This window comes from Streptomyces sp. NPDC005266, from assembly GCF_040607655.1.
Taxonomy (GTDB): Bacteria; Actinomycetota; Actinomycetes; order Streptomycetales; family Streptomycetaceae; genus Streptomyces.
Map to the genome: position 1 here is coordinate 1 of NZ_JBEXHC010000001.1, position 22,464 is coordinate 22,464.

The 22,464-nt window shown below is 70.2% G+C and carries 17 protein-coding genes and 1 pseudogene; 4 read left to right on the forward strand and 14 right to left on the reverse strand.

Annotated elements, in window-relative coordinates:
* Positions 1-100: pseudogene (locus tag ABZU99_RS00005) on the forward strand (ATP-binding protein); the annotation flags it as partial.
* A gap of 319 nt (positions 101-419) precedes the next feature.
* On the opposite strand, the gene ABZU99_RS00010 reads toward ABZU99_RS00005, so the two are convergent.
* From ABZU99_RS00010 to ABZU99_RS00030, 5 genes are all read right to left on the reverse strand, one after another.
* Positions 420-668: an acyl-CoA carboxylase subunit epsilon gene (locus ABZU99_RS00010; RefSeq protein WP_355950552.1), complete on the reverse strand. Its 249-nt coding sequence runs from the start codon at positions 666-668 to the stop codon at positions 420-422.
* Positions 669-693: 25 nt separating this feature from the next.
* Positions 694-2,304: an acyl-CoA carboxylase subunit beta gene (locus ABZU99_RS00015; protein ID WP_355950553.1), complete on the reverse strand. Its 1,611-nt coding sequence runs from the start codon at positions 2,302-2,304 to the stop codon at positions 694-696.
* A 418-nt stretch (positions 2,305-2,722) separates the two neighbouring features.
* The gene (gene cimA / locus ABZU99_RS00020; RefSeq protein ID WP_355950554.1) at positions 2,723-4,321 is read right to left on the reverse strand and encodes a citramalate synthase; all 1,599 of its coding nucleotides are present in this window, start codon (positions 4,319-4,321) and stop codon (positions 2,723-2,725) included.
* Between the two features lie 323 nt (positions 4,322-4,644).
* The gene (locus tag ABZU99_RS00025; protein WP_355950557.1) at positions 4,645-5,730 is read right to left on the reverse strand and encodes a branched-chain amino acid aminotransferase; all 1,086 of its coding nucleotides are present in this window, start codon (positions 5,728-5,730) and stop codon (positions 4,645-4,647) included.
* Positions 5,731-5,946: 216 nt separating this feature from the next.
* Positions 5,947-6,990 carry a 3-isopropylmalate dehydrogenase gene (locus tag ABZU99_RS00030; RefSeq protein WP_355950560.1) on the reverse strand — a complete coding sequence of 348 codons (1,044 nt, stop codon included), beginning with the start codon at positions 6,988-6,990 and terminating at the stop codon, positions 5,947-5,949.
* Between the two features lie 129 nt (positions 6,991-7,119).
* Here ABZU99_RS00030 and ABZU99_RS00035 point away from each other — a divergent pair, with 129 nt between their 5' ends.
* The gene (locus tag ABZU99_RS00035; RefSeq protein WP_355950562.1) at positions 7,120-8,700 is read left to right on the forward strand and encodes a metallophosphoesterase family protein; all 1,581 of its coding nucleotides are present in this window, start codon (positions 7,120-7,122) and stop codon (positions 8,698-8,700) included.
* Positions 8,701-8,740: 40 nt separating this feature from the next.
* Here the strand turns inward: ABZU99_RS00035 and ABZU99_RS00040 are convergent, their stop codons facing one another.
* From ABZU99_RS00040 to ABZU99_RS00050, 3 genes are all read right to left on the reverse strand, one after another.
* Positions 8,741-8,863, reverse strand: coding sequence for a hypothetical protein (locus tag ABZU99_RS00040; RefSeq protein ID WP_355950564.1), 123 nt, complete (start codon positions 8,861-8,863; stop codon positions 8,741-8,743).
* A 475-nt stretch (positions 8,864-9,338) separates the two neighbouring features.
* Positions 9,339-10,970, reverse strand: coding sequence for an L-glutamate gamma-semialdehyde dehydrogenase (pruA, locus tag ABZU99_RS00045; protein ID WP_355950567.1), 1,632 nt, complete (start codon positions 10,968-10,970; stop codon positions 9,339-9,341).
* A 183-nt stretch (positions 10,971-11,153) separates the two neighbouring features.
* The gene (locus tag ABZU99_RS00050) at positions 11,154-12,080 is read right to left on the reverse strand and encodes a proline dehydrogenase family protein (protein WP_355950570.1); all 927 of its coding nucleotides are present in this window, start codon (positions 12,078-12,080) and stop codon (positions 11,154-11,156) included.
* Between the two features lie 167 nt (positions 12,081-12,247).
* Between ABZU99_RS00050 and ABZU99_RS00055 the strand changes: the two genes are divergently transcribed.
* Complete coding sequence (locus ABZU99_RS00055) at positions 12,248-13,471, forward strand: helix-turn-helix domain-containing protein (protein ID WP_355950573.1); 1,224 nt, start codon at positions 12,248-12,250, stop codon at positions 13,469-13,471.
* A 174-nt stretch (positions 13,472-13,645) separates the two neighbouring features.
* Here ABZU99_RS00055 and ABZU99_RS00060 read toward each other — a convergent pair whose 3' ends face one another.
* Both ABZU99_RS00060 and ABZU99_RS00065 read right to left on the reverse strand, forming a co-directional pair.
* Positions 13,646-14,476: a MerR family transcriptional regulator gene (locus ABZU99_RS00060; RefSeq protein ID WP_355950576.1), complete on the reverse strand. Its 831-nt coding sequence runs from the start codon at positions 14,474-14,476 to the stop codon at positions 13,646-13,648.
* Between the two features lie 74 nt (positions 14,477-14,550).
* Entirely contained in the window at positions 14,551-15,165 is a 615-nt protein-coding gene (locus ABZU99_RS00065) for a TetR family transcriptional regulator (RefSeq protein ID WP_355950579.1), read from the reverse strand.
* A gap of 96 nt (positions 15,166-15,261) precedes the next feature.
* On the opposite strand from ABZU99_RS00065, the gene ABZU99_RS00070 reads away from it, so the two are divergent.
* Positions 15,262-16,872 (forward strand): MFS transporter, encoded by a 1,611-nt coding sequence (locus ABZU99_RS00070; protein ID WP_355950582.1) that lies wholly within the window; start codon positions 15,262-15,264, stop codon positions 16,870-16,872.
* 137 nt (positions 16,873-17,009) lie between these two features.
* On the opposite strand, the gene serA is transcribed toward ABZU99_RS00070, so the two are convergent.
* The 4 genes from serA to ABZU99_RS00090 form a co-directional block, all read right to left on the reverse strand.
* Positions 17,010-18,611: a phosphoglycerate dehydrogenase gene (gene serA / locus ABZU99_RS00075; protein WP_355950585.1), complete on the reverse strand. Its 1,602-nt coding sequence runs from the start codon at positions 18,609-18,611 to the stop codon at positions 17,010-17,012.
* Between the two features lie 269 nt (positions 18,612-18,880).
* On the reverse strand, positions 18,881-19,879 hold the full coding sequence (gene ilvC / locus ABZU99_RS00080; protein ID WP_355950588.1) for a ketol-acid reductoisomerase: 999 nt from the start codon (positions 19,877-19,879) through the stop codon (positions 18,881-18,883).
* Between the two features lie 111 nt (positions 19,880-19,990).
* Positions 19,991-20,515: an acetolactate synthase small subunit gene (gene ilvN / locus ABZU99_RS00085; protein ID WP_355950591.1), complete on the reverse strand. Its 525-nt coding sequence runs from the start codon at positions 20,513-20,515 to the stop codon at positions 19,991-19,993.
* Positions 20,516-20,548: 33 nt separating this feature from the next.
* On the reverse strand, positions 20,549-22,408 hold the full coding sequence (locus ABZU99_RS00090; RefSeq protein ID WP_355950763.1) for an acetolactate synthase large subunit: 1,860 nt from the start codon (positions 22,406-22,408) through the stop codon (positions 20,549-20,551).
* Positions 22,409-22,464 lie beyond the last annotated feature (56 nt).

Sequence of the window (22,464 nt, forward strand, 5' to 3'; positions counted from 1 at the left end):
CGACGCGCCGATCATCGTCACCGACGCCCGCCACCGCAGCGAGGCCAAGAGCGCACTCATCACCCTGGTCGAGCACGCCCTGATGGCCCGGCTGAGGTAGCCGAGTCGCCCGAGAAGCCAAAATCCCCTGCTCTCCGAGGAGAACAGGGGATTTGTGCGTGGTGCGGGCAGTGTGTCCAGCCGGTGCGCCCGGGCGGTGTGCGGCCGTCCGGAGGCGATGGCGGCGGGCTCAGCCCCCGTCCGGAGGCCATGACGGCGGGCTCAGCCCCCGTCCGGAGGCCATGGCGGCGGGCTCAGCCCGAAGAAGCCAAAATCCCCTGCTCTCCGAGGAGAACAGGGGATCTGTGCGTGGTGCGGGCAGTGTGTCCAGCCGGTGCGCCCGGGCGGTGTGCGGCCGTCCGGAGGCGATGGCGGCGGGCTCAGCCCTGCCAGCTGTGCGGGGCTCGGAACGCAGGCCGGCGCTCCAGCCGACGCCAGCGCGCGGCGCTGCGGGGCGGGCGGACCGTACCGCCGGCGCGGTGGTGGCCCGCGGTGGCGGCCGCGCGGGCGAGCAGCACCGCGGTGACCGCGGCCAGCTCCTCGGCGTCGGCGTGGCCCTTCTCGACGCGGACCAGGGCGGCCGCCGAACCGGCGGTGACGGTATCGGCGATATCGCTGGGCGTGCTCACGGTTGTCTCGTCTCCCTTGTCACAACTACTGCGGCGGGTTGCCGTGCTTACGGGACGGCAGATCGGCGTGCTTGTCGCGCAGCATCGCCAGGGACCGGATGAGGACCTCACGGGTGTCGGCCGGGTCGATGACGTCGTCGACCAGGCCCCGCTCGGCCGCGTAGTAGGGGTGCATCAGCTCGGACTTGTACTCCTTGACCATGCGGGCGCGCATGGCCTCGGGGTCGTCGGCCTCGGCGATCTGACGGCGGAAGATCACGTTGGCGGCGCCCTCGGCACCCATCACCGCGATCTCGTTGGTCGGCCAGGCGAAGGTCAGGTCGGCGCCGATGGACTGGGAGTCCATGACGATGTAGGCACCGCCGTACGCCTTGCGCAGGATGACCGAGATCCGCGGCACGGTGGCGTTGCAGTAGGCGTAGAGCATCTTGGCGCCGTGCCGGATGATCCCGCCGTGCTCCTGGTCGACACCGGGCAGGAAGCCGGGCACGTCGAGGAGCGTGATCAGCGGGATGTTGAAGGCGTCGCACATCTGGATGAAGCGCGCGGACTTCTCCGACGCCTCGATGTCCAGCACCCCGGCGAGTGACTGCGGCTGGTTGGCGATGATGCCCACCACCGCGCCGTCCAGCCGGGTCAGTGCACAGATGATGTTGGTCGCCCAGCGCTCGTGGACCTCGAGGTAGTCGCCGTCGTCGACGATCTCCTCGATGACCTTGCGCATGTCGTACGGGCGGTTGCCGTCGGCCGGGACGAGGTCGAGCAGCGCGTCGCCGCGCCGGGTCGCCGGGTCGTCGGACGGGGCGGCCGGCGGGTTCTCCCGGTTGTTCTGCGGCAGCAGCGACAGCAGGTAGCGCACCTCCTCCAGGCAGGTCTCCTCGTCGTCGTAGGCGAAGTGGCACACACCGGAGGTCTCGGCGTGCACATCCGCGCCGCCCAGCCCGTTCTGCGAGACCTTCTCACCGGTCACCGCCTGGACCACATCGGGTCCGGTGATGAACATCTGGGAGGTCTCACGGACCATGAAGACGAAGTCCGTCAGCGCCGGGGAGTAGGCCGCCCCGCCCGCGCACGGGCCGAGCATCACGCTGATCTGCGGGATGACGCCGGACGCCTTGGTGTTCCGCTGGAAAATGCCGCCGTAGCCCGCGAGCGCCGAGACACCCTCCTGGATGCGGGCGCCGGCGCCGTCGTTGAGGGACACCAGCGGTGCCCCGGCCGAGATGGCCATGTCCATGATTTTGTGGATCTTCGTCGCGTGGGCCTCCCCCAGCGCCCCACCGAAGATCCGGAAGTCGTGTGCGTAGACGAACACCGTCCGTCCGTGGACGGTCCCCCAGCCGGTGACGACCCCATCGGTGTAGGGCTTCTTCGCCTCCAGCCCGAACCCGCTCGCGCGGTGCCGCCGCAGCGGCTCCACCTCGGTGAAGGAACCCTCGTCCAGCAGCAGATCGATCCGCTCGCGAGCCGTCAGCTTCCCCTTGGCCTTCTGAGCCTCGGTCGCCCGCTCGCTCGGGCCGCGCCGAGCCTGCTCGCGGATCGCGTGCAGCTCGGCGACGCGCCCGCGAACGTCACTCGCCTCAGCGGGCGCACCTTCGAGACTCGCCTCAGCGGGCGCACCTTCGAGATTGGTCATGCATCGACGGTACGTTCCCGGACCCCCGGAAACGCATGTCAATTTCATACAACGTCGGGCGCGATTTGGTGGGCAGGCAGAACAGAACTGGGCAGCGGATTTCGCGCCACCTGGCGCTCTCAAGGACAATCGACGCTGTCGGCACTCCACAAACTTCCGCAGCCCGACCGGTCATCTCGCGGCTTGACCACCCGGATGGGCGGCGCCCGCCGGAGCGGAAGGACCGCCGGACGGGGTACTTCCGCCCCGCCCCACCCCCTTGCGTCGCCGGGCCCCTGCTACCCTCATAGTTGTTCAAACTTAAACGAGCTTGGGCGAGCGAGACCGCTCGCGTATCCCGCCCCCTCATACTCCGCGGCCCCGGCAGGGCTACACCCCCCTCGTGCCCTGCCGGGGCCGCGGACTCCCACACGGTCCGCTACTCCTGCGGCTCCACCCCGGCCCGCAGCAGTCCGTAGGCGTAGGCGTCGTCCAGCGCCTGCCAGGATGCCGCGATCACGTTCTCCGCGACGCCGACGGTCGACCACTCCCCCTGGCCGTCCGTCGTCGAGACGAGCACCCGGGTCGTGGACTCGGTGCCGTGCTTGCCTTCCAGGATGCGGACCTTGTAGTCCACCAGCTCCATCTTCGCGAGCTGCGGATAGATCCGCTCCAGGCCGACCCGCAGCGCCCGGTCCAGGGCGTTGACCGGGCCGTTGCCCTCCGCCGTGGCGACGATGCGCTCGCCCTTCGCCCACAGCTTGACGGTCGCCTCATTGGCGTGGGTGCCGTCCGGGCGGTCCTCGACGATCGCCCGCCAGGACTCGACACGGAAGTAGCGGCGGGCCCGACCCTCGACCTCGGTGCGCAGCAGCAGTTCGAAGGAGGCGTCGGCGGCCTCGTAGGTGTAGCCCGCGAGTTCGCGTTCCTTGACCCGCTCGACCACCCGGCCCACCAGGGCCCGGTCGCCGCCGAGGTCGATGCCCAGTTCCTTGCCCTTGAGCTCGATCGACGCGCGGCCCGCCATGTCCGAGACGAGCATCCGCATGGTGTTGCCGACGCGTTCGGGGTCGATGTGCTGGTACAGGTCCGGGTCGACCTTGATGGCGGAGGCATGCAGCCCGGCCTTGTGGGCGAAGGCGGAAACACCCACATAGGGCTGGTGAGTGGACGGCGTCAGGTTGACGACCTCGGCGATCGCGTGTGAGATCCGGGTCATCTCCTCCAGCGCGCCCTTGGGCAGCACCCGTCGGCCGTACTTGATCTCCAGGGCCGCGACCACCGGGAAGAGGTTGGCGTTTCCGACCCGCTCCCCGTACCCGTTGGCCGTGCACTGGACATGCGTGGCGCCCGCGTCGACCGCGGCGAGGGTGTTGGCGACAGCGCAGCCGGTGTCGTCCTGGGCATGGATGCCCAGCCGCGCGCCGGTGTCGGCCAGGACGGTACGGACCACCGCGTCGATCTGCCCGGGGAGCATGCCGCCGTTCGTGTCGCAGAGGATGACGACGTCGGCGCCCGCCTCGTGCGCGGCGGAAACGACCTGCTTGGCGTAACCGGGATTGGCCCGGTAGCCGTCGAAGAAGTGCTCGCAGTCCAGGAAGACCCGGCGGCCCTGGGAGCGCAGATACGCGACCGTGTCCCGGACCATCTCCAGGTTCTCCTCCAGCGTGGTGCGCAGGGCCAGCTCCACATGGCGGTCGTGGGACTTGGCCACCAGCGTGATGACCGGCGCCTGGGAGTCGAGCAGCGCCCTGACCTGGGCGTCGTCCTCGGCGCGTACGCCCGCCTTGCGGGTGGCGCCGAACGCGACGAGCTGTGCGTGCTTGAAGTCGATCTCTTCGCGGGCCCGCGCGAAGAACTCCGTGTCGCGCGGGTTGGCGCCGGGCCAGCCGCCCTCGATGAAGCCCACGCCGAAGTCGTCCAGGTGCCGGGCGATGGTCAGCTTGTCCGCGACCGTCAGGTTGATGCCCTCGCGCTGCGCGCCGTCGCGCAACGTGGTGTCGAAGACATGGAAACTGTCGTCGGGCAGATCCTTCATGGTGGTCTGGCACTCCTGTCGGATGGATCTCGGTCTAACCGGAATAACCGGTTCCGCGCTCCTCCTATGATCCCTCACGCTTCGCATCCGGTGGGATGGTCCGGAAAACGAAAAGACCCCTCGCGGGTGCGAGAGGTCTGCGCGCGGGTCTGGGGCACGGTGGCCGCGCCGTACCGGGTCGTACGGGGCGGTCACTGCGGACCGGCGCGCCTGCTGCCAATAATCATGGCGAACGAGAGCACGGGGGCAGTCTGGCACATTCCGCCCCCGCGCTCCCATCCGTCTCAGGATGCGAACCGCGGCCGTCAACCCCGGAGCTGCGATCAGCCCAGGGGGTGCATCCAGCCGTGGGTATCCGGGGCGGCGCCGGTCTGGATGTCCAGCAGGGCCGTGCGCAGCTTCATCGTCACCTCGCCGGGCTGCCCGTCGGCCACCGTCCAGTTCCCGCGGGCGGACTTCACCGAGCCGACCGGGGTGATCACGGCCGCCGTGCCGCAGGCGAAGACCTCGGTCAGGCTCCCGTCCTCGGTGGCCGCACGCCAGTCCTCGACGGAGATCCGGCCCTCGGAGACCTCGTAGCCGAGGTCCTCGGCGATCCGCAGCAGCGAAGCGCGGGTGATGCCCGGCAGCAGCGAACCGGACAGCTCGGGGGTCACGATGCGGTTCCCGTACACGAAGTACAGGTTCATCCCGCCCATTTCCTCGATCCAGCGGCGCTCGATGGCGTCCAGCCACACCACCTGGTCGCAGCCCTGCTCGGCGGCCTGGGCCTGGGCCACCAGCGAGGCGGCGTAGTTGCCGCCCGCCTTGGCGGCGCCGGTGCCGCCGGGCGCGGCACGGACGTACTCCTCCGACAGCCACACCGAGACCGGCTGCACCCCACGGGAGAAGTACGCGCCGGCCGGGGAGGCGATGACGACGAACAGATACTCATTGGAGGGCCGGACGCCGAGCCCGACCTCGGTGGCGAACATGAACGGCCGCAGGTAGAGGGACTGCTCCCCGTTGCCCGGCACCCAGGCCCTGTCCTGAGTGATCAGCGCGTCACAGGCCGCGATGAAGGTCTCGACGGGCAGCTCGGGCATGGCCATGCGGCGGGCCGAGGCCTGGAAGCGCTCGGCGTTCTGCTCGGGGCGGAAGCTCGCCACGGTGCCGTCGGGCTGCCGGTAGGCCTTGAGTCCCTCGAAGATGGTCTGCGCGTAGTGCAGGGTCATGTTCGCCGGGTCGAACGAGAGCGGGGCGTACGGCACGAGCTGGGCCTCGTGCCAGCCGCGGCCCTCCGTCCACTTGATGGTCACCATGTGGTCGGTGAAGTGGCGGCCGAATCCGGGGTTGGCCAGGATCTTCTCACGCTCCGCGTCGGACAGCGGATGGGAAGAGGGCTTGAGCTCGATCGTGGGCGTCGTCATGAGTGGTAGTCCTTCACCGTTTCGGTTGTCGCGGACCGCGCGCTCACACCATCCTGCCCCGATCGGGTACTAGGACGTCCGAGCTTCCCCTCCCACAGCGGCCCCACGAGCGATTATCTCTGATCGTTTACGTGGGGCCGAGGGTGAAGGACGACGCGTGCGCGTGCGCGGCCCAGGTCGATGGTCGCACCCAGCCGCGCACGGGCACAGGCTGGGTCAGCCCGATACGCGGGCGGCGAGCGCGTCGCCGATCTCGTCGGTGGTGCGCGGCGTGGCCGCGTCCCGCTCCGCGAGGTCCTCCGCGACGGCCGTCTCGATACGGGCCGCCTCGCTCTCGTAGCCGAGGTGCTGGAGGAGCAGGGCCACCGAGAGGACGGTCGCCGTCGGGTCGGCCTTGCCGGTGCCCGCGATGTCCGGCGCGGAGCCGTGGACCGGCTCGAACATCGACGGGAAGGCGCCGGAGGGGTTGATGTTGCCGCTCGCGGCGAGCCCGATGCCGCCGGTGACGGCGGCGGCGAGGTCGGTCAGGATGTCGCCGAAGAGGTTGTCGGTCACGATGACGTCGAACCGCTCGGGCTGGGTGACGAAGAAGATCGTCGCGGCGTCGACATGCAGATAGTCGGTGGTGACCTCGGGGTACTCCGCGCCGACCTTGTCGAAGATGTTCTTCCACAGGTGACCGGCGTGCACCAGGACGTTGTTCTTGTGCACCAGGGTCAGCTTCTTGCGCGGGCGCGCGGCGGCACGGGCGTACGCGTCGCGGACCACCCGCTCGACGCCGTAGGCCGTGTTGAGGCTGACCTCCGTGGCGACCTCGGCCGGGGTTCCGGTGCGCAGGGAGCCGCCATTGCCGACGTACGGGCCCTCGGTGCCCTCGCGCACGACCACGAAGTCGATGTCGGGGCGGCCGGCCAGCGGGGTCGCGGTGTTCGGGAAGAGCTTCGAGGGACGCAGATTGACGTAGTGGTCGAAGGCGAAGCGCAGCTTGAGCAGCAGCCCGCGCTCCAGCACGCCCGAGGGCACCGACGGGTCGCCGATCGCGCCGAGCAGGATCGCGTCGTGGTCCTTCAGCGTCTCCAGATCGGAGTCCGGCAGGGTCTCGCCGGTCGCGTGCCAGCGCTGGGCGCCGAGGTCATAATTCCGCGTCTCCAGCTTCACGTCCTGAGGGAGGGCGGCGGAGAGGACCTTCAGGCCCTGGGCGACGACCTCCTGGCCGATACCGTCACCGGGGATCACTGCGAGGCGAAGGGAGCGAGACATACCCGGACCTTACCGCTCGTCCCATTGGCTGACACAAGGTGTCCGCCATTCGGACATACCGCTGGCCCGAAAGCCTGCGTTCACCCCACGTACGGTAGGCGGTTGCCCGCCGGGGGGACATTGCGTCCCATGGATACACCACGGTTCGGCATCCCGGAGCCGCTCGCCGGCCGCATGACCATGGCCGAGCAGCATGAATACCTGCGGGCCCGGTTCTCCCGCCGCCGCGTGCTGCGCGGCGGCGGGGCGGCGGGCGCGGTCGCGAGCGCCGGACTGCTGAGCGGCTCGGCGTGCGCCGCCGACCCCAAGCCGTCCCGCGCGGCGGCCGTCAGCCCGGGAGTCGTGACCGTCGACGGCTCGCACGTCGCCCCCTTCGGCCGCCATCTCGCCTTCGGTGCCGACCCGAGGACGCAGATGCGGATCTCCTGGCAGGTGCCGTTCGCCGTGCGCAAGCCGTATGTGCGGATCGGCCCCGGGCCGCTGGATCTGAGCCGCGGGATCGAGGCCGAGGTGCGCCATCTGCACACCCCGTCGCTCGGCGACAAGCTCCCGGCGGTCGACCAGTACTACGTGCACGCCGACGTGGCCGGGCTGAGCCCCGGCACCACGTATTACTACGGCGTCGGCCACCAGGGCTACGACCCGGCCGACCCCCGCCGCTTCTCCTCCGTCGGCACCTTCCGCACCGCGCCCGACAAGCCCGGGACGTTCGTCTTCACCGCTTTCGGCGACCAGGGCGTCAGCTATGACGCGCTCGCCAACGACCAGTTGATCCTGGGCCAGAACCCCTCGTTCCATCTGCACGCCGGGGACCTGTGCTACGCGGACACCACCGGCCACGGCGAGAAGTCGGACCTCTACGACGCCCGCGTGTGGGACAACTTCCTCGCCCAGACCGACTCGGTGGCGTCGAGCGTGCCGTGGATGGTGACGACCGGCAACCACGACATGGAGGCCTGGTACTCCCCCGACGGCTACGGCGGTCAACTGGCCCGCTGGTCGCTCCCCGGCAACGGACCGGATCCGCGGAAGGCACCGGGCATCTACTCGTTCGTCCACGGGAACGTGGGCGTGATCGCACTCGACGCCAATGACGTCTCGTACGAGATCCCCGCCAACAAGGGCTATACGCACGGCGCGCAGACCCGGTGGCTGGACCGGCGGCTGGAACAGCTGCGCAAGCGGCCCGGCATCGACTTCCTGGTCGTCTTCTTCCACCACTGCGCCTTCTCGACGACCAGCGCCCACGCCTCCGACGGCGGGGTGCGCGACGCATGGGTGCCGCTGTTCGACAAGCACCAGGTGGATCTGGTGATCAACGGCCACAACCATGTCTACGAGCGGACCGACGCCATCCGGGGCGGCAAGGTCGCCCGCCGGGTCCCGATCGGCGGGAACGCCGACGCGGTGCGCGACGGGACCGTCTATGTGACGGCCGGCGGGGCGGGCGCGAAGCTCTACGAGTTCCCGGTGCCCGACAGCTATGAGGGGCACGTCAAGGATCTCGAAGAGGTGAAGACCTACCACTGGACCAAGGACGGGGAGAAGAACCGGGACACCGTGGAGTGGTCCCGGGTCCGCTACACCGGCTTCTCCTTCATCGCGGTGAAGGTGGAGCCGGGCCCCCGGCCGAAGCTCACGGTCACGACGCTGGCGGAGTCGGGCGAGCGCGTGGACCACTTCGAGATCACGCGCACCCGCCGCTCCTGACGTCGCTCCCAGAGATGGCCGGCCGGTGGCGCTGCCGCCCTCAGTGGCCGGTGGCGCCGCCGTTGTCGCGGCGGTCGAGCGCGCGCTGGAGGGCGGCGGCCGCCTTCTTGCGGTCGGTGTTGTCGATCTTGCGGCGAGTCCTGCGGACAGTCGTCTCGGCCATGATCACATCTCCTCTGCTGAACCCCGATGGACCGGGAGGAATCCCCGAGAAGGTGGCTGCCGGAAGGGGCGGGGGCCTGAGTGCGGCAGGGGTCACCTGCGCATATGCACCGGCCGCAGCCGCCATCGCTGGATGGAGCGAGACGTTCGGCTCCCACAAAAATAAGGCAGCGGAGCGTCAGTGTCTGCACAATTAGTCGGACGTCCTACTATCTGAGACGCGCGCAGGCCGAGGCCGACCCCCGTCCGACCTCGACCGCCTTGATCAATCCGGCCGCGCGTGGGCGACATCCGCTCTTGGGTAACCCACGTTAACCACAGTAAATAGTGCCTACTTGATTGCCAGACGCTAGCACCGCCACGCCGGAAACGTCCACAGCTTTGCGGCGTTCGCGCCCCGCACACCACAGCGCCCCCGACCCGCGCGGAGGCGGTTCGGGGGCGGGGAACAAGGGCGCGGGCGCGCCCCGGGGGGATCAGCCCATGTGCGGGTAGCGGTAGTCCGTCGGCGGGACCAGGGTCTCCTTGATGGAGCGGGTGGACGTCCAGCGCATCAGGTTCTGCTTGGCGCCCGCCTTGTCGTTGGTGCCGGAGGCGCGGCCGCCACCGAAGGGCTGCTGGCCGACGACGGCGCCGGTCGGCTTGTCGTTGATGTAGAAGTTGCCGGCCGCGAAGCGCAGCGCCTCACAGGTGGCGGCGGCCGCGGCGCGGTCCTGGGCGATGACGGCGCCGGTCAGCCCGTACGGGGAGGCCGACTCCATCTGCTGGAGCATCACGTCGTACTCGTCGTCCTCGTAGACGAGCACACCCAGGATCGGGCCGAAGTACTCGTCCTTGAAGATCTCGTTGTCGGCGTCGGTGGAGACCAGCACGGTCGGGCGGACGAACCAGCCCTCGCTGTCGTCGTAGGTACCGCCCGCGAGGACCTCGATCGTCGGGTCGGACTTCGCCCGGTCGATCGCCGCCTTGTTCTTGGCGAAGGCACGCTCGTCGATGACCGCGCCCATGAAGTTCTCGAGGTCGGTCACATCACCCATGGTCAGGCCGTTGACTTCGGTGGCGAACTGCTCCTTGAGACCGTTCTCCCACAGCGAGCGCGGCACGTAGGCACGCGAGGCGGCCGAACACTTCTGGCCCTGGAACTCGAAGGCGCCGCGGGTCATCGCCGTCTTCAGCACCGCCGGGTCGGCGGAGGGATGGGCGACGATGAAGTCCTTGCCGCCGGTCTCGCCGACCAGCCGCGGATAGGTCTTGTAGTTCTCGACGTTGTTGCCGACCGTCTTCCACAGGTACTGGAAGGTGCGGGTCGAGCCGGTGAAGTGGATGCCCGCGAGGTCGGGGTGGGCCAGCGCCACCTCGGAGACGTCCTTGCCGTCACCCGTGACCAGGTTGATGACGCCCTTGGGCAGCCCCGCCTCCTCCAGCAGCTCCATCAGCAGCACGGCGGCGTGCGTCTGGGTCGGGGACGGCTTCCAGACCACCACATTGCCCATCAGGGCGGGGGCGGTGGGCAGGTTGCCCGCGATGGCGGTGAAGTTGAAGGGCGTGATCGCGTAGACGAACCCCTCCAGCGGCCGGTGGTCGGTGCGGTTCCAGACGCCGGGCGAGTTGGTCACCGGCTGTTCGGCCAGGATCTGGCGGGCGAAGTGGACGTTGAAGCGCCAGAAGTCGATCAGCTCACAGGGCGTGTCGATCTCCGCCTGCTGCGCGGTCTTGGACTGGCCCAGCATGGTGGAGGCGGCGAGAGTCTCCCGCCACGGGCCGGAGAGCAGATCGGCCGCCTTGAGGATGATCGCGGCACGGTCGTCGAAGCTGAGCGCGCGCCAGGCCGGGGCGGCGGCGAGCGCCGCGTCGATCGCGTCCTGCGCGTCCGCCTGAGTGGCGTTCGCATAGGTGCCCAGGCGAGCCGAGTGATTGTGCGGCTGTACGACGTCGAAGCGCTCGCCGCCGCCCATCCGCTTCACGCCGCCGATGGTCATCGGCAGGTCGATCGGGTTCTCGGTGAGCTCCTTGAGCTTGGTCTCGAGGCGGGCGCGCTCCGGAGTGCCGGGGGCGTAGGTGTGCACCGGCTCGTTCACCGGCACGGGGACCTGGGTCACAGCGTCCATGGTGGCCGTTGTCTCCTTCGATCGTCGGGTTACGAGTTCCACTAGGCGGAGGGGGTTCACTAAGCGGTTACGGCGAAGTCAAGTGCTGATCCTTCTCGGCGTCCAAGCCTCGGCCAGGCCGAACCGCGAGGGATCAGCGACGAACTTCACCGCATCCGCTCAGGCGGAGGGGGAGGCTCGCTGTCAGCCGCGGCTGACCAGCGAGCGCAGGAAGAACGCGAGGTTCGCGGGGCGCTCCGCGAGGCGGCGCATGAAGTACCCATACCAGTCTGTTCCATACGGGACGTAAACCCGCATACGGTGACCTTCCGCTACCAGCCGCTCCTGCTCGGCCTCGCGGATCCCGTACAGCATCTGGAATTCGTACTCGTCGAGCTTGCGCCCGAGGCGGTGCGCCAGGTCCTGCGCGATGGCGACCATCCGCGGATCGTGCGAGCCGATCATGGGATAGCCCTTGCCTGCCATCAGGATTCTCAGACAGCGCACATACGCCCGGTCCACCTCGCGCTTGCCCTGGTAGGCGACGCTCGCGGGCTCCTTGTAGGCGCCCTTGACCAGTCGCACCCGCGAGCCTTCCCCAGCGAGCGCGCGGCAGTCGTCCTCGGTCCGGAAGAGATACGACTGGACGACCGCACCGGTCTGCGGGAACCGGGAGCGCAGCTCGCCCAGGATCGCGAGGGTGGAGCCCACGGTGGTGTGGTCCTCCATGTCGAGGGTGACCGTCGTGCCCGCCTCGGCCGCCGCCTCCACCACCGGGGTGACGTTGGCCAGCGCGATGTCATGGCCGCCGGGCAGCGCCTGCCCGAAGGCGGACAGTTTCACCGACATCTCCGCCCGCCCGCCGAGCCCCTCGGCGGCCAGCGCCTCGGTCAGCGCGAGATAGGCGTCACGGCTGCGCAGCGCCTCGGCCCGGTCGGTGACATCCTCACCCAGATGGTCCAGGGTGACCTCAAGGCCGCGGCCCGTCAGCGAGCGCACCGCCGCCAGCGAATCGGCCAGCCGCTCCCCCGCGACGAACCGGTCCACCATCTGGCGGGTGACCGGCGCGGCGGAGACGAGACGGCGGATGGCGGCACTGCGGGATGCGGCGAGCAGCACGGGTCCCAGCACGGGAACACCTCCACGATGACGGCCGACGAACGGCAACCTCAACTCACCGTGAAATCTAAGGATCTCTCGGAACCCCGGCCATCGACAGCTGTCACGCATCGGTGTCCGGGATCTCAGACATCTGTATGAGAGGCTGAAGACCGGATCGGGAAGGAGGCGAGAGCCCGGTGCGAGACGACTACCAGCAGCTCGTGGACGAGATCACGGCGGCGCTCGGCGCGCCCGCGACCCTGGAGAACCGCGACTTCGCCCTGATCGCCTTCGGCGCCCACGACAGCGACGACGCCGAGGAGCCGGCGCTGGACCCCGTCCGTACCCGCTCCATCCTCCAGCGCCGCTCGACCGCGGCGGTCCGGGCCTGGTTCGAGGCGTTCGGGATCGCACGGGCACAGGCCCCGCTGCGCATCCCGCCCGACCCGGCGGCCGGGGTCTTCATGGGCCGTATCTGCCTGCCGGTGCGCCACCGCGGGGTGGTGCACGGCTATGTCTGGCTCCTGGACGACGGCCACCTCTCCGATCTGGAGCTCGGCGGTCCCACCGCCGCACCGGATCCGCGGCTGGCCCGGGCCATGGAGACCGCGACACGCATCGGCGCCCTGCTGGCGGCCGAGGCGCGGGCCGGCGAGGAGCTCGGCGAGCTGCTGCACGACGCCCTCACCGGATCGCCGGCCGGCCGGGACGCAGCCCGCGCCGGGCTGCGCGCCGCGCTGCGCGGGGCGGCCGACGGGCCGCTGGCGCTGGTGGCGGTCGTGCCCTGGACCCCGGGGACGGGCGAAGACGCCGACCACCCCGGGCTCCCCCATCTGCCGGGCATCGCGGCCGCCTGCGTGCTCCCCGACGACGGGGCGGCGGAGGCGGGGCTCGCCGCCCTGATCCGGCTGCGCGCGGCCACCGCCCTGGACCCGGCCCGGGTGACGGCCGAACAGCTGCTGCGCTCCCCCCGCGCCACGGCCACGCCCAAGGGCCGAGGGCCCCGGACGGCCGCCGGGGTCAGCGGGCCCCGGCGCGGGCTGGACGATCTGCCCGCCACCTGGCGCGAGGCCCTGGCCGCGGCGCGGGCCGCGCGGGCGGACGCACGGCTCGGGCCGGTCGCTCAGTGGTCGGCCATCGGCCCGTACCGGCTGCTGGCCAGCCTGCCCTGGGCCGAGCCCGACGCGGCCGTACGCCCCCTGCTGGAGCGCTCGCACGCCGAACTCGCCCGCACCGCCGAAACCTTCCTCGACTGCGCGGGCCAGGCAAGCCGCACCGCCGAGCGGCTCGGCATCCACCGGCAGACGCTCTACTACCGCCTCTCCCGGGTCAAGCAGCTGACCGGCCTCGACCTGGACGCGGGCGAGGACCGCCTCCTCCTCCACATGGCCCTCAAGGCCGCCCGCCTCGGCCCGCCGTAGGCCGCCCGGCTCGGGCCGCCATAGGCCGTCCCCGCCCCGGTGACACCGAGCCGGCCTGCGACGCGCTGCCTCGCGGCCCGGCTCGGCTGCCAGGTTTCCGACACGGTCCAGCACGCGCCCCGCGCCGTCGTCACGCCGGGTGGGGGCCCGTCGGTGGACGGGCCGCGCCCTGAGTCACTCCACCGGGAACGCCACGTCGCACACCTCGTCCTCGGGGCCGGCCGCCTCCCAGTCGGCGAAGTAGACCTCGCGGCAGGGGCCGGTGACGGTCAGGCCCTTATCGGCGGTCCAGCGCTCGACCGCGTCGTAGGCGGAGTCGATCTGCGGATGGGCGACCTGCGCCTTGGCGAGACGAGTGCGGGCCTCCCGGTGAGCGGGCTCATGGCTGACGGCGACGGTGCGGTGGGCGGCCGCGTAGCGCTCGGCCGCGGCGGGGTCGGCCACTGGGACGCAGGCCTCGGCCGGGCCGTCGCTCTCGTCGCTCACCTCGGCGTAGTAGCGGACGATCGGCGAGCCGGCGATGCCACCGCACTCGCGGGCGGCCGCCTCCAGCCGGCCGAGGGTGGCGCCGATCCACGCGGGGAGATCGGCCACGAGAAGATGCCTGCGCTCGGTGAGGAAGGTCTGCTCGCCGACCTCGCGGATGGTGACGTCGTACATGTCGGGTCTCCTGCCTGACAGTCGGTCACGGAGGTGCGCCGCGAGGGCGCGCTGCTGGGCGGTGCGTTCCTCGACGGCGGCCCAGTAGGCCGCCACCTCCCGCGCCGCCTGCTCTCCGGAGAGCTCCAGCACCCGGCCGATCCGCGCGAGCGGCATGTCCAGCCTCCGCAACAGCGCCACCAGACGCGCCCGCTCGACCTGGTCGACGCGGTACCAGCGGTAGCCGGTGGTCTCCTCGACGCGGTCGGGGGCCAGCAGGCCCAGCCGGTCGTAGAGCCGGAGCGCCTTGGGCGACAGCCGCGTCCGGCGCGAGAACGCGCCGATGCTCAGCAGGCTCGGGGCCACGGGCTCCCCCCTTCCTCCGTGCCGGGCACCGCGCCCGGTGACACCGGACGCTGGGGCCTGACCAATGGTCAAGGTCAAGCGGAGTCGGAGGGGGCCGGAAGACCGCCCCCCATGATCCGGCGCATCGCTTCCATGAGGTCCTGCGCGCTGGGCGTGAGATCCGGGTCGATGGCCATCTGGACGACCATTCCGCTCACCAGCGTCATATAGAACGAGCCCATGATCCGGGAGGTCTCCTCGTCGACGTCGCGTTCGTCGATGCCGTGGAGGAGCCCCACCAGCCCCTGGCGCCCCTCCGGCTGGGCCCGGCCGAAGGCCGCGCGCAGCTCGGGGTCGCTCTGGACCTGCAGGATGGCCTCCAACTGGGCCCGCCAGACGGCCTGATGCTTGCCGAAGAGCTCCAGCACCCGGGTCCAGCCGGTCTCGAAGCGCTGCTGCAGGCCGGTGTCGGGGTCGGCGCCGTCTGCCGCGGCGTCTTCCTCGAGGGATCGCTGGACGTCATCCGCCCAGTCGCCCATGGCGGAGAAGAGCGCTTCCCTCATGAGGGCGTCCTTGGACCCGTAGTGGTAGCCGATGGACGCCAGGTTGGCGCCCGAGGCCGCCACGATGTCCCGCGCGGTCGTGCGGGACCAGCCCTTGTCCAGCAGGCAGCGCTTGGCACCGGCCAGCAGATCCTCTCGATGTCCCATGGCCCCAGCCTATCCCGAGCCCATACGACCGTCCTAGACCACTGTCTTATACGCTCGTACTAGACAAGCGTTTAAGACGCTCGTATATTCACCGGCATGACTTCGACTCCCCCCGGCACTCGCGCCGGACGCAAGGAATGGACCGCGTTCGCGGTCCTGATGCTTCCGCTCCTCCTGGTCTCCATGGACGTGTCGGTGCTGTACTTCGCGGTGCCGGCCATCAGCCGGGAGTTGCACCCCACCTCCACCCAGCAGCTGTGGATCTTCGACATCTACGCCTTCGCCCTCGCCGGGCTGCTCATCACGATGGGGTCGCTCGGCGACCGGTTCGGGCGCCGGAAGCTGCTGATGTTCGGGGCCGTGGCCTTCGGCACCGCCTCGGTCGCGGCGGCGTACGCACAGAGCGCCGAGATGCTCATCGCCGCGCGGGCGGTGCTCGGGGTCGGCGGCGCCACCCTGATGCCGTCGACGATGGCGCTGATCCGCAACATGTTCCGCGACGAGAAGCAGCGCGGTCAGGCGATCGCGATCTGGTCGTCGGCCATGGCGGGCGGCGTCGCGCTCGGCTCGGTGATGAGCGGAGTGATGCTGAATCACTTCTGGTGGGGCTCGGTCTTCCTGGTCAACGTCCCGGCGATGGTGCTGCTGCTGGCGCTGGTGCCGATCCTGGTGCCGGAGTTCAAGGACCCCCAGCCCGGTGGCTTCGATCTGCTCAGCGTCCCGCTGTCGATGGGCGCCGTACTCCCGGTGATCTACGGGCTGAAGAAGATGGCGGCCGACAACGCCTTCAGCGCCCCGCCGGCCCTGTCCATCGCGGCCGGTCTCGTCATCGGCGCCGCCTTCGTACGCCGCCAGCTCACCCGGCGCGATGCGATGATCGGTCCCGAGCTGTTCCGCAACCGCGGCTTCGGCCCGTCGATCGCCATCAACTCCCTGGCCGGCTTCGCCATGATGGGCTCGGCCTACTTCACCACCCAGTATCTGCAGTCGGTGCTCGGCAAGGGCCCGCTGGAGGCCGCGCTGTGGAGCCTGCTCCCGTCCGTATGCGTCGGCTTCGCCGCACCGATCGCGAGCGCGGTCGTCCAGCGCGGCGCGAACCGCGCCTATGTCATCAGCACCGGCTTTCTGATCGGCGCCATCGGCTACGGGGTGCTGGCACTGGCCGGTACGGACTCGCTGTGGACCGTCCTGATCGGCGCCGCCGTCCTCGCCAGCGGCATCGTCATGGTGATCGCGCTGGTCACCGACATGGCGATCGGCACCGTCCCGACCGAGCGGGCGGGCTCGGCCGCCGCCCTGCTGGAGACCGGCCAGGAGTTCGGCGGGGCGATGGGCATGGCGGTGCTCGGCAGCGTCGGCACCGCCGTCTACCGCGGCGACGTCAAGGACGCGGTGCCCGCCGGGCTGCCCGTCGACGCACTCGACGCGGTGCGCGAGACGCTGGGCACCGCCATCGCGGTGGCCGGGCAGCTGAAGGGACGGACCGGAGAGCAGGTGCTCGGCACGGCCCGCGAGGCGTTCACCAACGGCATGCAGCTCGCGTCCCTGGCCGGGGCGGCGGTCCTGGTGGCGGCGGCGGTCCTGGCGGCCGTGACGCTGCGCCGGGTACCGGTCGCCACCCCCGAGGACGAGGCGGCGCCCCCGCCGGACGGCGGTACCTCGCCGGACCGTGGCGACATGGCGCCGATGACGGTGTCCGGCGCCTGACGTCGCGGAAGCGAGCAGGGAACCCCGCCCCGCGATGAAAAACCGTTCGCGGTACAAAAGAAGCCGTACCAAAGAACATGGGCCCGGCCTCCGCTCTCAGCGGAGGCCGGGCCCAGTGGGGCCGTAGGACGGCCGGGTCAGACCAGGTTGACCGACCGGGCCGAGGTGGCGCCGATCTCCTCGGCGATCTCGGTGAGCACAGGCTGCGGAATCGTGTCGTCCACGGTCAGCGCGACCAGGGCCGCGCCGCCCGCCGCCGCACGCGAGACCTGCATGCCCGCGATGTTGATGCCCGCCTCGCCCAGGATCCGGCCGAGCGTGCCGACCACGCCCGGGCGGTCGGTGTAGCGGAAGAAGGCCATGTGGTCGGCGAGCGCCAGATCGACGTCGTACTCGCCCACCGCGACGATCTTCTGAAGGTGCTTGGGACCGGCCAGGGTGCCGGAGATCGAGACCTCTTCGCCGTCGGCCAGGGTGCCGCGCACCGTCACCACATTGCGGTGCTCCGAGGACTCCGAGCTGGTGGTCAGCCGCACCTCGACACCGCGCTCCTGGGCGAACAGCGGAGCGTTCACATACGACACGGTCTCGGCGACGACGTCCTCGAAGACGCCCTTGAGCGCCGAGAGCTCCAGCACCTTGACATCGTGCTGGGTGATCTCGCCGTACACCTCGACGTCGAGCCGGACCGCCACCTCGCCCGCGAGCGCGGTGAAGATCCGGCCGAGCCGCTCGGCCAGCGGCAGCCCGGGCCGTACGTCCTCGGCGATGACACCGCCCTGCACATTCACCGCGTCCGGCACCAGCTCGCCGGCCAGGGCCAGCCGCACCGAGCGGGCGACCGCGATGCCCGCCTTCTCCTGGGCCTCACCGGTGGAGGCGCCCAGGTGCGGGGTGACGACGACATTGTCGAACTCGAACAGCGGGGAGTCGGTGCACGGCTCCTTGGAGAAGACGTCCAGACCGGCGGCGGCGATCCGGCCCTCCTTGAGGGCGGCGGCCAGCGCCTGCTCGTCCACGATCCCGCCACGGGCCGCGTTGACGATCCGGACCTCCGGCTTGACCTTGCGCAGCGCCTCGTCGCCGATCAGGCCGACCGTCTCGGGGGTCTTGGGGAGGTGGACCGTGATGAAGTCCGAGACCTCGAGCAGCTCGTCCAGCGAGAGCAGCTTGACGCCCATCTGCGCGGCGCGCGCGGGCTGCACATAGGGGTCGTACGCGACGACCTTCATCCCGAACGCGGACATGCGCTGGGCCACCAGGACACCGATGCGGCCGAGGCCGACGACGCCGAGGGTCTTCTCGCTGAGCTCCACGCCGGTGTACTTGCTGCGCTTCCACTCGCCGTTCTTCAGCGCGGCGTTGGCCTGCGGGATGTTGCGGGCCGTGGCCACCAGCAGACCGCAGGCGAGCTCGGCGGCGGTGACGATGTTGGACGTCGGCGCGTTGACGACCATGACGCCCGCCTTGGTGGCGGCGGAGACGTCCACGTTGTCCAGGCCGACGCCCGCGCGAGCGACCACCTTCAGCTTCTTCGCCGCGGCGATGGCCTCGGCGTCGACCTTGGTCGCGCTGCGGACGAGGATGGCGTCCACATCGGCGAGGGCGGGCAGCAGCTCGGCCCGGTCCGCGCCGTTGCAGCTCCGGATCTCGAAGTCCGGGCCCAGGGCGTCGACGGTGGCCGGCGACAGCTCTTCGGCGATGAGTACGACGGGTTTACCGGTGGAAGCAGTGCTCACGTGGTCTTCAGTCCTCACTAGTCCTCAGCGGACGGCCGTCCCGACGGCCGCTGGCGGTGAAGGGGTCAGCCGCGTTGAAGACGCACGACGCTGTGAGCCTGACGCGCTTGTTGCAAATGAGTGTAGTGGCGGTCGGGCGAGCGTATTGCGCCAATGCGGCAGGATCACCCGCACGTGGTGTGACACGGTGGACACCGCGAACCGGGTGTGGCGGGGGTTTCGGGGACCCCCGCCACACCCGGGGCACGGCCGCCCGTGCCACCAGGCTCTTACGCCTCGTCGTCGACCCAGCTCATGAGCTTGCGCAGCTCCTTGCCGGTGGTCTCCAGCAGGTGGTTCTCGTCCGCCTTCTTCAGCTCGTTGTACTTCGGCAGACCGGCGTTGTACTCCGCCATCCAGTTCCTGGCGAAGGTGCCGTCCTGGATCTCGCCGAGGATCTTCTTCATCTCGGCCTTGGTGGAGTCGTTGATGATCCGCGGACCGGAGACGTAGTCGCCCCACTCGGCGGTCTCGGAGATCGACCAGCGCATCTTCTCCAGGCCGCCCTCGTACATCAGGTCCACGATCAGCTTCAGCTCGTGGAGGCACTCGAAGTACGCGATCTCCGGCTGGTAGCCCGCCTCGACCAGGGTCTCGAACCCGGCCTTGACCAGCGCCGCGGTGCCGCCGCACAGGACCGCCTGCTCACCGAAGAGGTCGGTCTCGGTCTCCTCGGTGAAGGTGGTCTTGATGACGCCGGCCCGGGTGCCGCCGATGCCCTTGGCGTACGACAGGGCCAGCGCGAAGGCGTTGCCGGTGGCGTCCTGCTCGACGGCCGCGATGCACGGCACGCCACGGCCCTCCTCGTACTGGCGGCGGACCAGGTGGCCCGGGCCCTTGGGGGCGACCATGCAGACGTCCACATTGGCCGGGGGCTTGATGAAGTCGAAGCGGATGTTGAGGCCGTGGCCGAAGAACAGCGCGTCGCCGTCCTTCAGGTTGTCCTTCACGGACTCCTCGTAGACCTTGGCCTGGATCGGGTCCGGGACCAGGATCATGACCACGTCGGCCTCGGCGGCCGCCTCGGCCGGGGTGACCACGCGCAGGCCCTGCTCCTCGGCCTTGGCCTTGGACTTCGAGCCCTCGTGCAGACCGACCCGGACGTCGACGCCCGAGTCGCGCAGCGACAGCGCATGGGCGTGGCCCTGGCTGCCGTAGCCGAGGATTGCGACCTTACGGCCCTGGATGATGGACAGGTCGGCGTCGTCGTCGTAGAACAGCTCGGCCACTTCGGGTTTCTCCTAGCGTGTGGGTTGTGCGTCCCACCGTATGACGGGCGGGCGGGGGAAGGGTTCGGGGTCTCGCCATGCGGTCCGGCGCGTGTCCGGCGCCCCCGCTGGTCAGGCGGACCGGTCGAGTGCGCGCAGGCTCCGGTCCGTGATGGAACGGGCACCGCGCCCTATGGCGATGGTGCCGGACTGCACGAGCTCCTTGATGCCATACGGTTCCAGCATCTTGAGCATGGCTTCGAGCTTGTCGCTGCCGCCGGTGGCCTCGATGGTCACGGCCTCCGGGGAGACGTCCACGGTCTTGGCGCGGAACAGCTGGACGATCTCGACGACCTGGGAGCGGGTCTCGTTGTCGGCGCGGACCTTCACCAGGACGAGCTCACGCTGGATCGCCGCGCCGTCCTCCAGCTCGACGATCTTCAGGACGTTGACGAGCTTGTTGAGCTGCTTGGTCACCTGCTCCAGCGGCAGCTCCTCGACATTGACCACGATAGTGATCCGGGAGATGTCCGGGTGCTCGGTGACGCCCACGGCGAGCGAGTCGATGTTGAAGCCGCGGCGGGAGAACAGGGCGGCGATCCGGGCGAGGATGCCGGGGGTGTTCTCCACCAGGACGGAGAGCGTGTGCTTGGACATGGGCTCGATCTCTCTTCTCTCTCGGTCCTGGCCTCAGTCGTCTTCGCTGTCGCCGAAGTCCGGGCGGGTGTCGCGCGCCGCCAGGATCTCGTCGTTGGAGGTGCCGGCCGCGACCATCGGCCAGACCATGGCGTCCTCATGGACGATGAAGTCCACGACCACCGGCCGGTCGTTGATCGAGTTGGCCTTCTCGATGATCGCGTCGAGGTCGGCCGGGTCCTCGCAGCGCAGCCCCACGCAGCCCATGGCCTCCGAGAGCTTCACGAAGTCGGGGACACGGGTGCCCGCGCTCTGCTGGGTCCCGTCCGCATCGGGGCCCGAGTGCAGCACGGTGTTGGAGTAGCGCTGGTTGTAGAAGAGGGTCTGCCACTGGCGGACCATGCCCAGCGCGCCGTTGTTGATGATCGCGACCTTGATCGGGATGTTGTTCAGCGCGCAGGTGACCAGCTCCTGATTGGTCATCTGGAAGCAGCCGTCGCCGTCGATCGCCCAGACCGTCCGGCCGGCCGCACCGGCCTTGGCGCCCATGGCCGCCGGAACGGCGTAGCCCATGGTGCCGGCGCCGCCCGAGTTCAGCCACGTCGCGGGCTTCTCGTACTCGATGAAGTGGGCCGCCCACATCTGGTGCTGGCCGACGCCCGCGGCGAAAATCGTGTCCTCCGGGGCCAGCTGCCCGATCCGCTGGATGACCTGCTGCGGGGCGAGGCTGCCGTCCTCAGGCTGGTCGTAGCCGAGCGGGTAGGTCTCGCGCCACCGGTTCAGGTCCTCCCACCAGCGGGTGTAGTCGCCGGCGCGGCCCGCCTCGTGCTCGGCCTGGATCGCGACGACCAGGTCGGCGATGACCTCGCGGGCGTCACCGACGATCGGCACGTCGGCCGCGCGGTTCTTGCCGATCTCGGCCGGGTCGATGTCAGCGTGCACGATCTTGGCGTGCGGAGCGAAGGAGTCCAGCTTGCCGGTGACACGGTCGTCGAAGCGTGCGCCGAGCGCGATGATCAGGTCGGCCTTCTGCAGACCGGTGACGGCGGCGACGGTGCCGTGCATGCCGGGCATCCCGAGGTGGAGGTGGTGGCTGTCCGGGAACGCGCCGAGCCCCATCAGGGTGGTGGTGACCGGCGCCCCGGTCAGCTCGGCCAGGACCTTCAGCTCGGCGGTGGCCTGCGCCTTGAGGACGCCGCCGCCCACGTACAGCATGGGGCGCTTGGCCTGGGTGATCAGCCGGGCGGCCTCACGGATCTGCTTGGCGTGCGGCTTGGTGACCGGGCGGTAGCCGGGGAGATCGGTCTGCGGCGGCCAGGAGAAGGTGGTCTTGGCCTGCAGAGCGTCCTTGGCGATGTCGACCAGGACCGGGCCGGGGCGGCCGGTGGAGGCGATGTGGAACGCCTCGGCGATCGTCCGGGGGATGTCCTCGGCCTTGGTGACCAGGAAGTTGTGCTTGGTGATCGGCATGGTGATGCCGCAGATGTCCGCCTCCTGGAAGGCGTCCGTGCCGATCGCCTTGGAGGCCACCTGGCCGGTGATCGCGACGATCGGGACCGAGTCCATATGGGCGTCGGCGATCGGGGTGACCAGGTTGGTGGCGCCCGGACCCGAGGTCGCCATGCAGACCCCGACCTTGCCCGTGGCCTGTGCGTAACCGGTGGCGGCGTGGCCCGCGCCCTGCTCATGGCGGACGAGCACATGCCGGACCTTCGAGGAGTCCATCATCGGGTCGTACGCGGGGAGGATCGCGCCGCCGGGAATGCCGAACACGGTGTCGGCGCCGACCTCCTCGAGCGAGCGGATGAGGGACTGCGCGCCCGTGACGTGCTCGACGGGGGCGGACTGCGGTCCGCCGTTACGGGGCCGAGGCTGGGGATGGTGGGCCCCGGTGGCCTGCTCGGTCATCGGCATTCTCTTCTCGAAGATGAGGTTCGGTGCGGGAGGGAGGGCGGTGCACAAGGCGTCAG

Bases quoted from the DNA above. Each gene is read 5' to 3' on its own strand.
- ABZU99_RS00025 (WP_355950557.1), bottom strand. From the start codon at position 5,730: ATGACGACGCCCACGATCGAGCTCAAGCCCTCTTCCCATCCGCTGTCC.
- ilvN (WP_355950591.1), bottom strand. From the start codon at position 20,515: ATGTCCAAGCACACGCTCTCCGTCCTGGTGGAGAACACCCCCGGCATC.
- cimA (WP_355950554.1), bottom strand. From the start codon at position 4,321: ATGAAGGATCTGCCCGACGACAGTTTCCATGTCTTCGACACCACGTTG.
- ABZU99_RS00035 (WP_355950562.1), top strand. From the start codon at position 7,120: ATGGATACACCACGGTTCGGCATCCCGGAGCCGCTCGCCGGCCGCATG.
- ABZU99_RS00070 (WP_355950582.1), top strand. From the start codon at position 15,262: ATGACTTCGACTCCCCCCGGCACTCGCGCCGGACGCAAGGAATGGACC.
- ABZU99_RS00040 (WP_355950564.1), bottom strand. From the start codon at position 8,863: ATGGCCGAGACGACTGTCCGCAGGACTCGCCGCAAGATCGACAACACC.
- ABZU99_RS00090 (WP_355950763.1), bottom strand. From the start codon at position 22,408: ATGCCGATGACCGAGCAGGCCACCGGGGCCCACCATCCCCAGCCTCGG.
- ABZU99_RS00030 (WP_355950560.1), bottom strand. From the start codon at position 6,990: ATGTCTCGCTCCCTTCGCCTCGCAGTGATCCCCGGTGACGGTATCGGC.
- pruA (WP_355950567.1), bottom strand. From the start codon at position 10,970: ATGGACGCTGTGACCCAGGTCCCCGTGCCGGTGAACGAGCCGGTGCAC.
- ABZU99_RS00065 (WP_355950579.1), bottom strand. From the start codon at position 15,165: ATGGGACATCGAGAGGATCTGCTGGCCGGTGCCAAGCGCTGCCTGCTG.
- ABZU99_RS00015 (WP_355950553.1), bottom strand. From the start codon at position 2,304: ATGACCAATCTCGAAGGTGCGCCCGCTGAGGCGAGTCTCGAAGGTGCG.